The sequence below is a fragment of the Streptomyces sp. NPDC001549 genome, assembly GCF_042894025.1.
In the GTDB taxonomy this organism is placed as follows: Bacteria; Actinomycetota; Actinomycetes; order Streptomycetales; family Streptomycetaceae; genus Streptomyces; species Streptomyces kutzneri.
Window position 1 is genome coordinate 15,095 of record NZ_JBIAVJ010000002.1, and the last position, 13,627, is coordinate 28,721.

The 13,627-nt window shown below is 71.8% G+C and carries 11 protein-coding genes; 4 read left to right on the forward strand and 7 right to left on the reverse strand.

Annotated elements, in window-relative coordinates; all coding sequences use genetic code 11:
- Positions 1 to 11: 11 nt before the first annotated feature.
- The 3 genes from ACFY04_RS02965 to ACFY04_RS02975 form a co-directional block, all read right to left on the reverse strand.
- Complete coding sequence (locus ACFY04_RS02965) at positions 12 to 788, reverse strand: sulfite exporter TauE/SafE family protein (protein ID WP_389113935.1); 777 nt, start codon at positions 786 to 788, stop codon at positions 12 to 14.
- A 36-nt stretch (positions 789 to 824) separates the two neighbouring features.
- Complete coding sequence (locus ACFY04_RS02970) at positions 825 to 1,109, reverse strand: hypothetical protein (RefSeq protein ID WP_373039113.1); 285 nt, start codon at positions 1,107 to 1,109, stop codon at positions 825 to 827.
- A gap of 70 nt (positions 1,110 to 1,179) precedes the next feature.
- A complete protein-coding gene (locus ACFY04_RS02975) occupies positions 1,180 to 2,475 on the reverse strand; it encodes a ferric reductase-like transmembrane domain-containing protein (protein ID WP_389113936.1) in 1,296 nt (431 codons plus the stop codon).
- 157 nt (positions 2,476 to 2,632) lie between these two features.
- Here ACFY04_RS02975 and ACFY04_RS02980 point away from each other — a divergent pair, with 157 nt between their 5' ends.
- Genes ACFY04_RS02980 through nirD form a run of 3 tightly spaced genes read left to right on the forward strand, consistent with a single transcriptional unit; the run spans position 2,633 to position 6,817 of the window.
- The gene (locus tag ACFY04_RS02980; RefSeq protein WP_389113937.1) at positions 2,633 to 3,961 is read left to right on the forward strand and encodes an NAD(P)/FAD-dependent oxidoreductase; all 1,329 of its coding nucleotides are present in this window, start codon (positions 2,633 to 2,635) and stop codon (positions 3,959 to 3,961) included.
- 1 nt (position 3,962) lies between these two features.
- Positions 3,963 to 6,488 (forward strand): nitrite reductase large subunit NirB, encoded by a 2,526-nt coding sequence (gene nirB, locus ACFY04_RS02985; RefSeq protein WP_389113938.1) that lies wholly within the window; start codon positions 3,963 to 3,965, stop codon positions 6,486 to 6,488.
- Positions 6,485 to 6,817, forward strand: coding sequence for a nitrite reductase small subunit NirD (gene nirD, locus ACFY04_RS02990; protein ID WP_301371303.1), 333 nt, complete (start codon positions 6,485 to 6,487; stop codon positions 6,815 to 6,817). The genes nirB and nirD overlap by 4 nt, the downstream gene beginning before the upstream one ends.
- Before the next feature lie 18 nt (positions 6,818 to 6,835).
- Here the strand turns inward: nirD and ACFY04_RS02995 are convergent, their stop codons facing one another.
- Positions 6,836 to 7,243: a VOC family protein gene (locus ACFY04_RS02995; RefSeq protein ID WP_030010766.1), complete on the reverse strand. Its 408-nt coding sequence runs from the start codon at positions 7,241 to 7,243 to the stop codon at positions 6,836 to 6,838.
- A gap of 140 nt (positions 7,244 to 7,383) precedes the next feature.
- Positions 7,384 to 7,848 (reverse strand): group III truncated hemoglobin, encoded by a 465-nt coding sequence (locus tag ACFY04_RS03000; protein WP_389113939.1) that lies wholly within the window; start codon positions 7,846 to 7,848, stop codon positions 7,384 to 7,386.
- A 213-nt stretch (positions 7,849 to 8,061) separates the two neighbouring features.
- Here ACFY04_RS03000 and ACFY04_RS03005 point away from each other — a divergent pair, with 213 nt between their 5' ends.
- Positions 8,062 to 9,222: an alkaline phosphatase PhoX gene (locus tag ACFY04_RS03005; RefSeq protein ID WP_389113940.1), complete on the forward strand. Its 1,161-nt coding sequence runs from the start codon at positions 8,062 to 8,064 to the stop codon at positions 9,220 to 9,222.
- A 137-nt stretch (positions 9,223 to 9,359) separates the two neighbouring features.
- Here the strand turns inward: ACFY04_RS03005 and ACFY04_RS03010 are convergent, their stop codons facing one another.
- Positions 9,360 to 10,358, reverse strand: a complete 999-nt coding sequence (locus tag ACFY04_RS03010; protein ID WP_389113941.1) for an ArsR/SmtB family transcription factor — start codon at positions 10,356 to 10,358, stop codon at positions 9,360 to 9,362.
- A 384-nt stretch (positions 10,359 to 10,742) separates the two neighbouring features.
- A complete protein-coding gene (gene ppdK / locus ACFY04_RS03015) occupies positions 10,743 to 13,451 on the reverse strand; it encodes a pyruvate, phosphate dikinase (RefSeq protein ID WP_389113942.1) in 2,709 nt (902 codons plus the stop codon).
- Positions 13,452 to 13,627 lie beyond the last annotated feature (176 nt).

A 13,627-nucleotide genomic window follows, 5' to 3' on the forward strand; every position in this document is an offset into this window, starting at 1 on the left:
GCCGGGTGCAACTAGCCCCACTGCTCGAAGCCGAGCTTGAGCACCAGCGCGCCCACCACCGTCAGCAGCACGCCGCGGACGAAGCCGCTGCCCTTCTTGAGCGCCATACGGGCGCCGATCATGCCGCCGGCCAGGTTGAACGCCGCCATCAGCGCGGCCAGCTGCCACAGCACCATGCCCTGGTAGGCGAACATCGCGAGCGCCCCGCCGTTGGTGCAGCAGTTCACGATCTTGGCGGTGGCGGAGGCGGTGACCAGGTCGAGGTGGAGCACTGCCGTGAGCGCGAGCACCAGGAAGGTGCCGGTGCCGGGCCCGATGAGGCCGTCGTAGAAGCCGATGCCCAGGCCCGCGAGCCCGATGGCGAGCAGCACCCGCTGCCGGCTGACGGGTGCGGTCGAGGGGGCGGTGCCGAAGCCCGGCTTGAAGATCACGACGCCCGCGACGATCACGAGTACCACCATGATCAGCGGGCGGAGCGCGTCCTTGCTGATGCCGCCCGCGAGCGCGGCACCGCCCATCGAGCCGGCGAGCGCGGCCAGGCCGATGCGGACGGCCAGCTTCACGTTCACCGGGGCCTTGCGGGCGTACGTCACGGCCGCACCGGCGGTGCCGACGATGGCCACGGCCTTGTTGGTACCGAGGACGGTGGCGGGGTGGGCGTTCGGCAGGCCGAGGAGGAGCGCGGGCAGGAGCAGCAGGCCGCCGCCGCCCACGACCGCGTCGATCCAGCCGGCCGCGGCCGCGGCCACGCACAGGACGATGATCATCGTCGTTGATATGTCAGGCACGGCTCGACCTTATGGAGCAGTTGGGTGCAGCGACCATCAATCCCCGGAAACTTGCGCAAAGGTTGAGCTTTGCCGGGCCGGCACGCGGTCCGGGGCCACCGGGGCCGCCGGGTCCACGGCTGCCGTCAGCACGCTCGCGGCCAGCACACTGGCCGCCCCCAGCCCCGCCGCCAGCCGCCGCGCGGGCGGTACGCAGGCCAGCGCGGCCAGCGCGGCCCGTACCGGCGAGGGGCGCCGCGGCTTGCGGTGCCGGGCCACGGCCGCCGCAGGAGCCTCGGCCCCGACGGGTACGGAGAGGGCGACGTGCAGCGGGTGTCGCATGGGGCGGTGACTCCTCGGGGAACGCGGAAAGCACGGGGAACGCGGGGAACGCGGGCCGTGGGCACGGGGCTCAGAAGCTGAAGCACTCCGAATGGATACGACCGGCCGGCACCCCGGCCCGCAGCAGCGCGGCCCGGGTGGCCTCGGCCATCCCCGGCGGCCCGCACAGGTACACGTCGTGCTCGGCCAGGTCGGGCAGCAGTGCGGCCAGCGCCTGCGGGGCCAGGGGGTCGTAGGCCGCCCCGGACGGCCCGAGCAGGTAGTGCAGACCGGCCTGCCGCTCGGCGGCGATGGCCTCCAGCTCGGCCCGCAGCACGAGGTGCTCCTCGGCCCAGGCCCGGTAGAGCAGGGTGATGTCCCCGGGGCCTCCGGGCAGCGTCTCGAACAGGGCCCGCATCGGGGTGATCCCGACCCCGCCCGCGATCAGCAGCACCTTGGGCCGGGTCCGCCGGGCGGCGGTGAGCGCGCCGAACGGCCCGGTGGCCAGCACCCGCGTCCCGGGGCGCAGCCGGCGGATCCGGCGGGAGTGGCCGCCGAGCCCCTTCACGGTGATCCGCAGGGCGTTCCCGCGGACGGGCGCGGACAGCGAGAACGGCAGGGCGGTGTGCCACAGCCGCCGCTGGAGGAACCGCCAGCGCAGGAACTGGCCCGGCTCCGCACGCAGTTCCGCGAGGTGCTGTCCGCAGACGACGACGGAGACCACCCCGGGCCCCTCGACCCGGACGTCCGCGACCCGCAGCGCGTGCCGCAGGGCCTGCCGTACGGGAACCACGGCGCGGTACCAGATCAGCAGGACGGCGACCACGGTGTGGGCGAGCGCCCAGAACCAGGCGGCCACGGCCAGATCGGGCCCGGCGAGCTGGTGCCCGAAGGCGAGGGCGGCGGCGAGGTAGACGAGCAGGTGCACCCCGCGCCAGGTTTCGTGCGGCACCCGTCGGCGTACCGCCCGGGCGGAGGTCACACCGACCGCGGCCAGGAGGGCGGTCCCGGCCGCGGCGGCGGCGAGCGCGGGGTAACCGAGCAGCTCCCGGACGGCGGAGACCACGTCGATTCCCTCGTGCACGGCGTATCCGAGCAGGGCGAAGAGCCCGTGCCCGAAGATGAGCAGCAGAACGTACCGGCCGCCGAAGGCGTGCCAGCGGGCGAGCCGGTCGGCGCCGACCCCGTGCTCCACGGCCGGTACCCGGGCCATCAGGAACAGCAGCACCAGCACCCCGTACCCGGCGAGCAGGCCGGACAGGTGCGCGGCGGTGGCGAACAGCGCGTCGGGCCGGGCAGAGGGCCGCACCTGCGCCGCCCAGAGCAGGGTCACCACCCCCGCACCGGCCAGCATCCCGCCCCTCACCCGCACCACCGCATTCCGCATACGGATCAAGCTAAGGCCGCAGGTGGCGGCCCTGATGACCCTTAAGGCGGCCTTGAGGAAGGCCTCACCGACCCTTAACCCGGGCGCTGAGGCCGGCGTTCCGTCCGGGTAACAGAGGCGATGCCGTGGGGAAACAGCGGCCGCGCACGCTCGTGGCATGACCTCGGAACAGCGTGTGGTGGTGATCGGCGGCGGCCTCGCGGGCCTGCGGCTCGCGCAGCGGCTCGGCCCGGCCGCGGCGGTGACCGTCCTCGGCGAGGAAACCCACGTGCCGTACAACCGGGTCCTGCTCGCCGAGGTCCTCGCGGGCCGGTACGCCCCGGAGGTGACGGCCCTCCCGGCGCCCGGCCCGGCGCTGCGGCGCGGGGTCCGGGCGGTGCGCGTGGACCGCGCGGAGCGGGCCGTGCGCTGCGACGACGGCACGGTGGCCCGGTACGACACGCTGGTGCTGGCCACGGGTTCGAACGCGGTGCTCCCGCCGCTGCGCGGGCTGTTCGAACGCGAGGGGCGGGACCTCCCGGACGGGGTGCACGCCTTCCGCACGATGGACGACTGCCTGGCGCTCTCGGCGGCCGTGCGGCCCGGGGTCCGCGTGGTGGTGATCGGCGGGGGCCTGCTGGGCGTCTCGGCGGCCCGTGCGCTGGCCGCGCGGGGGGCGCAGGTGGTCCTGGCCCAGCAGGGCGAGCGGCTGATGGAGCGCCAGCTGGACGCGGACGCCTCCGCCCTTCTGCACGCGCACCTGACCGCACTCGGCGTGGAGATCCACACGGAATGCCGGGTCCGCGGCCTGGAAGTCCAGCCCCTCCGGCGATTGAGGAGCGGGGGTCCGGGGGCAGCGCCCCCGGCAGCGGAGCCGGCAGCGGAGCCAGCAGCGGCGGCCCCGCGCCCGGGCGCTTCGGCAGGCCCTCGCAAGGTCACCGGGGTCGAGCTCGCCGACGGCTACCGCCTGACGGCCGATGTCGTCGTGCTCGCCTGCGGCGTACGCCCCCGCACGGGCCTCGCCCAGGCCGCCGGACTGGAGGTCCGCAAGGGCATCGTCGTCGACGACCACCTCCGCACCAGCGACCCCCGCATCCACGCCATCGGCGACTGCGCCGAACACGCCGGCCAGGTGTACGGCCTCGCGGGCGCCGCCCTGGAGCAGGCCGACACCCTGGCCGCGCTCCTCACCGGCGAGCCCACGCAGTACACCGGCACCCGCGCCCTCACCCGCCTCACCCTCACCACCGGCGAGGGCACCGGCGGGAACGGGCCCCTCGATCTCGCCGCCTTCGGCGAGACCACCCCCCTGCCCGGCGACGACGTGGTCCGCCTCGCCGACGCCACCCGCCGCACCTACCGCAAGGTCGTCCTGCGGGGCGACCGCCTCGTCGGCGGCGTACTGCTCGGCGAGCTCTCCACCGTGGGGGCCCTCGCCCGCACCTGGGAGGGCGACGAATCACCGCACGACCTGTTCCACCTGCTCACCGACGACGGAGGCCACTGACATGACCGAGCCCCTGCCCACGATCGTGCTCATCGGGCACGGCATGGTCGGCCAGCGCTACCTCGAAGCACTCGCCGAGCGCGGGGTCACCGCCACGCACCGGATCACCGTGCTCTGCGAGGAGCCCCGGCCCGCCTACGACCGCGTGCACCTGACCTCGTACTTCTCCGGCAGCACCGCCGAGGACCTGTCCATGACGCCCGCCGGGTTCATGGAGGAGCACGGTATCGCCCTCCACCTCGACGACCCCGCCGAGCACATCGACCGGGCCGCCCGTACCGTCACCTCCCGGTCCGGGCAGGTGTTCCCGTACGACGTCCTGGTGCTCGCCACCGGCAGCTATCCCTTCGTGCCGCCGGTCCCCGGCAAGGACGCCCCCGGCTGCTTCGTCTACCGCACGATCGAGGACCTGCTCGCGATCGAGGAGTACGCGAAGAGCCGCGGCTCCGGCGCGGTCGTCGGCGGCGGTCTCCTCGGGCTGGAGGCCGCCGGCGCCCTCCAGGGGCTGGGCCTGGCCACCCGTATCGTCGAGTTCGCCCCGCGCCTGATGCCCGTACAGGTCGACGAGGGCGGCGGCGCGGCCCTGCTGCGCACCATCGAGTCCATGGGGCTGACCGTCCACACCGGCGTCGGCACCCAGGAGGTGGTGACCGGCGAGGACGGCCATGTCAGCGGAATGCGGCTCTCCGACGGCTCCACCGTCGACACCGACCTCGTCGTCTTCTCCGCCGGCGTCCGCCCCCGCGACCAGCTGGCCCGCGACGCCGGACTGGACGTCGGCGAGCGCGGCGGCATCGCGGTCGACGCCCGCTGCCGCACCTCCGACGCGCGCGTCTACGCCATCGGCGAATGCGCCCTCGCCGTCGACGGCCGTGTCTACGGACTGGTCGCCCCCGGCTACGAGATGGCCGAGACGGCCGCCGACGATCTGCTGGGCCGCGAGAAGGAGTTCACCGGAGCCGACCTCTCCACCAAGCTCAAGCTCCTCGGTGTGGACGTGGCCTCCTTCGGCGACGCCCACGGCGCCACCCCGGACAGCCTCGACGTCGTCTGGTCCGACTCCCGCTCCGGGGTCTACAAGAAGCTGGTCGTCTCGCCCGAGGGGGTCCTCCTCGGCGGGGTGCTGGTCGGCGACGCGGACTCCTACGGGCTGCTGCGCCCGCTCACCGGCAGCGTCCCGCCCGTGGCCCCCGAGCAGCTGGTGCTGCCCGCCGGGGTCGGCGCCCCGGTCGCGCTCGGCCCGTCCGCGCTCCCCGACCACGCGGTGATCTGCTCCTGCCACAACGTCACCAAGAAGGCCATCGCGGCCTGCGCCACCCTCACCGAGGTCAAGAAGTGCACCAAGGCGGGCACCGGCTGCGGCAGCTGTGTCAAGGTGATCGGCCAGCTGCTGCCCGCCGCCACCGACAAGGGGCTGTGCGGCTGCTTCCCCTTCACCCGGGCCGAGCTCTACGAGATCGTCCGCACCCGCCGGCTGACCTCGTACGAGGAGATCCTCGACGGCCACGGCCGCCCGGAGGCCCGCGGCGGCGACGGCTGCGAGGTCTGCAAGCCCACCGTCGGCTCGATCATCGCCTCGCTCGCCCCGACCCTCGGCGCGAGCGGCTACGTCCTGGACGGGGAGCAGGCCGCCCTCCAGGACACCAACGACCACTTCCTCGCGAACATGCAGCGCAACGGCTCCTACTCGGTCGTCCCGCGCATCCCCGGCGGTGAGATCACCCCCGACAAGCTGATCGTGATCGGCGAGGTGGCCCGGGACTTCGGCCTCTACACGAAGATCACCGGCGGCCAGCGGATCGACCTCTTCGGGGCGAGCGTGGACCAGCTCCCGCGGATCTGGGCGCGGCTCGTCGACGCCGGGTTCGAGTCCGGGCACGCGTACGGGAAGGCCCTGCGCACGGTGAAGTCCTGCGTGGGGCAGACCTGGTGCCGCTACGGGGTCCAGGACAGCGTCCGGATGGCCATCGACCTGGAGCTTCGCTACCGGGGACTGCGCGCGCCGCACAAGCTCAAGTCGGCGGTCTCCGGCTGCGCCCGCGAGTGCGCGGAGGCGCAGAGCAAGGACTTCGGCGTCATCGCGACGGCGAGTGGCTGGAACCTGTACGTGGGCGGCAACGGCGGGGCCACCCCGCGCCACGCCGACCTGCTGGCCCAGGACCTGTCGGACGCGGAACTGGTCCGGCTGATCGACCGGTTCCTGATGTTCTACATCCGCACCGCCGACCGGCTGGAGCGGACCTCCACCTGGCTGGAGCGGCTGGAGGGGGGCCTGGCCCACCTGCGGGACGTGGTCGTGCACGACTCGCTCGGGCTGTGCGCGGAGCTGGAGGCCCTGATGGCCGACCACGTGGCGCACTACCGGGACGAATGGGCCGAGACGCTCCAGGATCCGGAGCGGCTGCGCCGGTTCGTGTCCTTCGTCAACGCGCCCGGCGCACCCGACCCGACCGTGAAGTTCGTCCCCGAGCGCGACCAGGTCAAGCCCGACCTGGCCGTCCTGACCATAGGAGGAGCCGTCCGATGACCGTGGAACTGCAGGTTGCGCAGGGCTGGCTGACGGTGTGCGAGCTGTCCTCGCTCACCCCCGGGCGCGGGGTGGCGGCGCTGCTGCCCGACGGGAGCCAGGCCGCGGTGTTCGTCGACCGCGCGGGGCGCCCGTACGCCATCGGCAACCAGGACCCCTTCACCGGGGCGCACGTGCTCTCGCGCGGGCTGGTGGGGACGGCGGGGGGCCGGCCCTTCGTGGCTTCCCCGCTGCTGAAGCAGCGCTTCGACCTGGAGTCGGGGCGCTGCCTGGACGACGAGGAGACGGTGGTCCGGACCTACCCGGTGCGGACCGCCGCAACCTCGTGACCGCGGGCGGTGATGTCGTCAGCCCTGGACCATCGACGGGTCCATCCACATGATCTCCCAGGTGTGGCCGTCGAGGTCGTCGAAGGCACGGCCGTACATGACGCCGTGGTCCTGGGCGGGGCGGGGTTCGGTGGCGCCGGCCGCCAGGGCCCCGTCCACCAGCTCGTCGACCGCCGTGCGGCTCTCGGCGCTCAGACAGAGCAGCACCTCGGACGTCTTCGTGGCGTCCGCGATCTCCTTGTGGGTGAAGTCCTTGTAGCGGGCCTCGGTCAGGAGCATCGCGACGATGGTGTCGCTGATGACCATCGAGGCACAGTTCTCGTCGGTGAACTGCGCGTTGAAGGAGTAGCCCAGCTTGCTCCAGAAGGCCTTGCTGGCGTCCAGGTCCTTGACCGGCAGGTTGACGAAGATCATGGTGGCGGACATCGAGGTCTCTCTTCTCTCGTGTGCGGTGCCCGGTGCGTGCTGCCCGTTGCTTTCGAGAGGTAGACCGCGGGTGCCCGGGAAACTCATCGCTCCCCGCGAAGTTTCTTCGAACTTTCTTGCCAGGCCTGCGAAACAGCAGGTCAGGCCACGGAGACGAGACTCAGCTCCAGTACCGCCAGCGGGATGAAGCCGGCCGTGTCCTCGCCCTGGAGCGAGGCCCCGGGCCCGGCGAGCCGCTGGTGGAGGGCCAGCGCGATCCGTTCCCCCTGCCCCTTGGCCCGCTCGGCGTTCGGCCCCCGGTGCAGGCCGTCGATCGCGGCCCTCCACAGCTGCACCCAGCGGCCGAAGTCGGCGGCGGTCAGCTCCCGCACCGCGTGCAGAGCGGCGTGCGGGGCGAAGGCGTCGCGCCGGTAGCCGGCGGTGCGGAAGAGGGCCCGCTCCCAGAAATCGGTGATCCGGGGCAGGTGGGCCTCCAGGTCCGTGCCCGCGAGCTCGGTGAAGAAGGGCCCGATCCGCGGGTCGGCGAAGGCGGCCGTGTAGAAGCGGCGCAGCACGACGGCGAGGTCGGCACGGTCCGAGATGTCGGCGGCGGCGAAGTGGTCCATTGCTGCACCATCCTCCCCCACCGGGAGCCTGCTGCCCAGGGCGGAAGGTCCCGCGGTGCGCCCCGCCGTGGCGCGGTCGGCGGATTGCACGTCGAGCGGTCGCTCGTGCGTCACGGGGAGTTGGCGCCACGGCAACTGGCACCTCCTAGGTTCCTCCACGCGTGCGACCCCGCGTCCGACCGGCCGCGGGGCCTTCCTCCCACAGGAGTGACCGTGGAACGTCGTACCTTCCTGCGCGGCGCAGTGATCGGTTCGTCGGCCGCCGCCTTCGGCGGCACGTTGATGCACGGGGCCGCCTACGCCGCCCCCGCCCAGCCGGGTGCCGGACCCTACGGGGCGCTCGGCGCGGCCGACGCCAACGGCATCATGCTCCCCAGCGGCTTCACCAGCCGGGTCATCGCCCGCTCGGGCCAGACCGTCAGCGGCACCTCGTACACCTGGCACAGCGCCCCCGACGGCGGTGCGTGTTTCGTCGACGGCTCGGGCTGGATCTACGTGTCCAACTCGGAGATCAACCCCTCCGGCGGCGCGAGCGCGGTGAAGTTCAGCTCCTCCGGCACCATCACCGGCGCCTACCGCATCCTGTCCGACACCCGGCAGAACTGCGCGGGCGGCAAGACCCCCTGGAACACCTGGCTGTCCTGCGAGGAGGTAAGCCTCGGCTACGTCTACGAGACCGACCCGTACGGGGTGAACGCGGCCGTGCAGCGCCCTGCGATGGGCCGGTTCAAGCACGAGGCGGCCGCCGCCGACCCGGTGCGCCAGGTGATCTACCTGACCGAGGACGAGACCAACGGCTGCTTCTACCGCTTCATCCCGGCCACCTGGGGCAACCTCTCCTCCGGCACCCTCCAGGTCCTGAAGGCCGGCACCGCCACCTCCGGCTCCTTCACCTGGCAGAACGTCCCGGACCCGGACGGTTCGCCGACCGCGACCCGCAGCCAGGTCTCGGGCTCGAAGAAGTTCAACGGCGGCGAGGGCTGCCACTACGCCAACGACACCGTCTGGTTCACCACCAAGGGCGACAACCGGGTCTGGCAGCTGAACCTCACGAACAACACGTACGAGCTGGCCTACGACGACTCGCTCGTGCCCGGCGGCGCGGCCCCGCTGACCGGCGTCGACAACGTCACCGGGTCCTCGTACGGCGACCTGTACGTCGCCGAGGACGGCGGCAACATGGAGATCTGCGTGATCACCCCGGACGACGTGGTGGCGCCCTTCCTGCGGATCACCGGCCAGTCCTCCTCCGAGATCACCGGCCCGGCCTTCTCGCCCGCCGGCAACCGGCTCTACTTCTCCAGCCAGCGCGGTACGAGCGGCAGCTCGTCCGGCGGCATCACCTACGAGGTGACGGGCCCCTTCCGCACCTGACCCACAGCCAGCCCCGCTCTTCCGGCCCCGTCGGCGTTTGAGGCGCGGGGGCCCGGGGGCAGCGCCCACGCAACGGCGCCGCACCCGCACAACCGGCCGCACCCCGACGGGTTCATCCCACCGAGGTGCGGCCACCGTCATGAGGCCACGGCCCCACCCTTCAGCAGCGCAGCCCCCAGCGGAGTCACCGTGTGCAGCACCGCGTTCCCCCGCCGCAGCGTGGTCACCAGCCCCGCCTCCCGCATCACGCACGCGTGCTGGCTCGCGGAGGCCAGCGAGACCCCGGCCCGGCGGGCCAGCTCGCTGGTGGTCGCTCCGTCCCCTATGGCCCGCAGCACGACCGAGCGGGTGTGCCCGACCAGCTTGCCCAGGGTGCGCTGGCGCTGCTCCTCCACGGGCCGCGCCGCCTCACCCCCTGCCGGCGCCGAGGCCAGCTGCGCGGCGGCCGGGTAGACCAGTACCGGCGGCAGCTCCGGATCGTGCAGGGTCACCGCGGTGCGCCGGCAGAAGAAGGAGGGCTGGAGCAGCAGCCCGCGCCCCCGCAGCCGTACGTCACGGTCCACGGGGTAGTCGCACTCCAGCACCGGGGCCCGCCAGCGCAGCATGGGCGGCAGCGAGTCCAGCAGCTCGTCCGCGCCGCCGTCCAGCAGGGCCCGGCCGCGCGCGGCGCGCTCGGCCTCGATCTGGGCCTGGATATGCGTCCAGTACGGCTCCACGGCGGCCCGGTGGTACGCGCGGAGCTCGCCCATGAGCCGCGGCAGCTGCTTCTCACCGGCGTCCATGAACTCCCGTAGCCGCGGGGTCATCGGCGCACCGGCGCCCAGCAGCTGCAGCTCGCGCCGCATGCGCTCGGGACGGATCCCGCGCAGCGCGTCGAGGCCCACGTCCCACCCGTACTGCCCCTCCACAGGGGTTAAGAAATCGGGGAAATAGCCACGACTCGGTATGAGCATACCGAGCGTGCGTGTTTCACTATTCAACCTGCTCCGGGTTTCCGTACGCCATTCACCGAACAACCGGGCATCGCGCCGGTCTCTTAAGCGGTGAAAGCTCAGAATCGTTTCCCACAACGCATCGGGACGCCCTGCCATCCGTACGCGTGCCAGGTCCACTCCAGTGAAATGGATACGCAGCACCGAACCCCCACCTGTGCAACCGCAATCCCCCCGCTCCATGAGTATGCATGCCGTCACACGTTGTCACCACGCCCTTTCGGCCACAGTTGAAACCCCTTTCGGCGGGGGCGTGACAACCGAAATCCTGTACTCCGCCGGGCACACTCCGGTGCGACCGAAACGCTCCGCGAAGGCCGTGGGGGGCTTTGCGGGGCCTGGCGGTCGGTCGCACCGGGAAGCGCCGACGTGCCCGGCAGAATGACAGCGGCGGTGGACGGGTGGGGATCCGTCCACCGCCTGCTGGCGTAAAGATTTGTTGAACAACAAAAATAGGCGCGCCCGCCCCCGGGCCGTCAGGGAACCCGGGGACAGGCGCGGTCTATGGGGCCCTTGGCGGGCCGTGGGTCAGCGGCTGTCGCTGCCCTTCGCCTCGGCGGCCGCACGGCCGGCCTCAAGGCGCGCCACCGGAATCCGGAAGGGCGAGCAGGAGACGTAGTCGAGGCCTACCTCGTGGAAGAAGTGGACGGACTCGGGGTCGCCGCCGTGCTCACCGCAGACGCCGAGCTTGAGGTCGGGGCGGGTGGCCCGGCCCTGCTTGACCGCGTGGCGGACGAGGGAGCCGACGCCGTCCCTGTCGATGGTCTCGAAGGGCGAGACCCCGAAGATGCCCTTCTCCAGGTAGGCGGTGAAGAAGCTGGCCTCGACGTCGTCGCGGGAGAAGCCCCACACCGTCTGGGTCAGGTCGTTCGTGCCGAAGGAGAAGAACTGCGCGGCCTCGGCGATCTGGGCGGCCGTCAGGGCGGCGCGCGGCAGCTCGATCATCGTGCCGATGGTCAGCTTGAGGTCGGTGCCGGTCGCGGCCTCGACCTCGGCGATGACCTGGTCGGCCTCGTCGCGGACGATCTCCAGCTCCTGGACGGTGCCGACGAGCGGGACCATGATCTCGGGGCGCGGGTCACCCTTGGCGTTCTTGCGCTCCGCGGCGGCCTCGGCGATCGCCCGGACCTGCATCTTGAACAGGCCGGGGATGACCAGGCCGAGGCGGACACCGCGCAGACCCAGCATCGGGTTCTGCTCGTGCAGCTTGTGCACGGCCTGGAGCAGGCGCAGGTCGTTCTCGTTGTGGTCCTTGCGGGACTCGGCGAGGGCGACGCGCACCGACAGCTCGGTGATGTCGGGCAGGAACTCGTGCAGCGGCGGGTCCAGGAGGCGGACGGTGACGGGCAGGCCGTCCATCGCCTCGAACAGCTCGACGAAGTCCTTCTTCTGCAGCGGCAGGAGGGCACTGAGTGCCGCCTCGCGCTCTTCGTCGGTGTCCGCGAGGATCAGTCGCTCCACCAGTTCACGGCGCTCGCCGAGGAACATGTGCTCGGTGCGGCACAGGCCGATGCCCTGGGCGCCGAAGCGGCGGGCGCGCAGCGCGTCCTCGGCGTTGTCGGCGTTGGCGCGCACGCGCAGGCGGCGGACGCGGTCCGCGTAGGCCATGATCCGGTGGACGGCGGCGACGAGCTCGTCGGCGTCGTCGGCGCCGGCGTGCATGCGGCCCTCGAAGTACTCGACGACCGGGGACGGTACGACGGGTACCTCACCGAGGTAGACCTTGCCGGTGGAGCCGTCGATGGAGACGACGTCGCCCTCTTCGATGACCGTCTCGCCGACCGTCATGCGGCGGCGCTTGGTGTCGACGTCGAGCTCCTCGGCGCCGCAGACACAGGTCTTGCCCATGCCGCGGGCGACGACGGCGGCGTGCGAGGTCTTGCCGCCGCGCGAGGTCAGGATGCCCTCGGAGGCGATCATGCCGTCCAGGTCGTCCGGGTTGGTCTCGCGGCGGATCAGGATGACCTTCTCGCCGGAGCGGGACCACTTGACGGCCGTGTAGGAGTCGAAGACGGCCTTGCCGACCGCCGCGCCCGGGGAGGCGGCGATACCGCGGCCGAGCAGGGTGGTCTTGGCGCCCTCGTCGAAGCGCGGGAACATCAGCTGGGCCAGCTGGTGGCCGCTGACGCGCTGGAGGGCCTCGGCCTCGTCGATCAGGCCCTGGTCGACGAGCTGGGTGGCGATGCGGAAGGCGGCGCCGGCGGTGCGCTTGCCGACACGGGTCTGGAGCATCCACAGCTGGCCGCGCTCGATGGTGAACTCGATGTCGCAGAGATCCTTGTAGTGGGTCTCCAGCGTCGTCATGATCGTCATGAGCTGGTCGTACGAGGCCTTGTCGATGACCTCCAGGTCCGCGAGCGGCACGGTGTTGCGGATACCCGCGACGACGTCCTCGCCCTGGGCGTTCTGCAGGTAGTCGCCGTAGACGCCCGCGTGGCCGCTGGCGGGGTCGCGGGTGAAGGCGACGCCGGTGCCGGAGTCGGGGCCGAGGTTGCCGAAGACCATGGAGCAGATGTTGACCGCGGTGCCCAGGTCGCTCGGGATGCGCTCCTGGCGGCGGTAGAGCTTGGCGCGGTCGGTGTTCCACGAGTTGAAGACGGCCTCGACGGCAAGGTCGAGCTGCTCGCGGGCGTCCTGCGGGAACTCGCGGCCGGCCTGCTTGGCGACGATCTTCTTGAAGCGGGTGACCAGCTTCTTCAGGTCGGCGGCGTCGAGGTCGGTGTCGACGGTGACCTTCTTGGCGGCCTTGGCCTCGTCGAGGGCTTCCTCGAAGAGCTCGCCGTCGACGTCCAGCACGGTCTTGCCGAACATCTGGATGAGGCGGCGGTACGAGTCCCACGCGAAGCGCTCGTTACCGGCCTGGGAGGCAAGGCCGGTCACGGACTCGTCGGAGAGGCCGATGTTCAGGACGGTGTCCATCATGCCGGGCATCGAGAACTTCGCACCGGAGCGCACGGAGACCAGCAGCGGGTCGTCCGACTGTCCGAGCTTCTTGCCCATCTTCGCCTCGAGGGCGGCAAGGTGGGCGCTGACCTCTTCGCGCAGCGCGGCCGGGGCCGTGCCGCTCTCGAGGTAGACCTTGCAGGCCTCGGTGGTGATGGTGAAGCCGGGAGGGACCGGCAGACCAAGGTTGGTCATCTCGGCGAGGTTGGCTCCCTTGCCGCCGAGAAGGTCCTTGAGGTCGCGGTTGCCCTCGGTGAAGTCGTAGACGAACTTCTGATCTTTGTTTTCCGACACGGGTCTCGACTCCTCGAGGCTCGGTGGCTGCCCTGACGGCCAGGAACATACCCAGATCAAAGGCTTCTGGGTACGTCCACTTGGTCGTCATACGGCTGTAACCACCCGTGCGCCAGCAGATCGAAAGTAACTCATGGGTAATCAGAAAGTACGAAGAGCCTTCACATCCCGAAGGG

Bases quoted from the DNA above. Each gene is read 5' to 3' on its own strand.
- ACFY04_RS02995 (WP_030010766.1), bottom strand. From the start codon at position 7,243: ATGTCCGCCACCATGATCTTCGTCAACCTGCCGGTCAAGGACCTGGAC.
- nirD (WP_301371303.1), top strand. From the start codon at position 6,485: ATGACCGTGGAACTGCAGGTTGCGCAGGGCTGGCTGACGGTGTGCGAG.
- ACFY04_RS02970 (WP_373039113.1), bottom strand. From the start codon at position 1,109: ATGCGACACCCGCTGCACGTCGCCCTCTCCGTACCCGTCGGGGCCGAG.
- ACFY04_RS03000 (WP_389113939.1), bottom strand. From the start codon at position 7,848: ATGGACCACTTCGCCGCCGCCGACATCTCGGACCGTGCCGACCTCGCC.
- nirB (WP_389113938.1), top strand. From the start codon at position 3,963: ATGACCGAGCCCCTGCCCACGATCGTGCTCATCGGGCACGGCATGGTC.
- ACFY04_RS02975 (WP_389113936.1), bottom strand. From the start codon at position 2,475: ATGCGGAATGCGGTGGTGCGGGTGAGGGGCGGGATGCTGGCCGGTGCG.
- ACFY04_RS02980 (WP_389113937.1), top strand. From the start codon at position 2,633: ATGACCTCGGAACAGCGTGTGGTGGTGATCGGCGGCGGCCTCGCGGGC.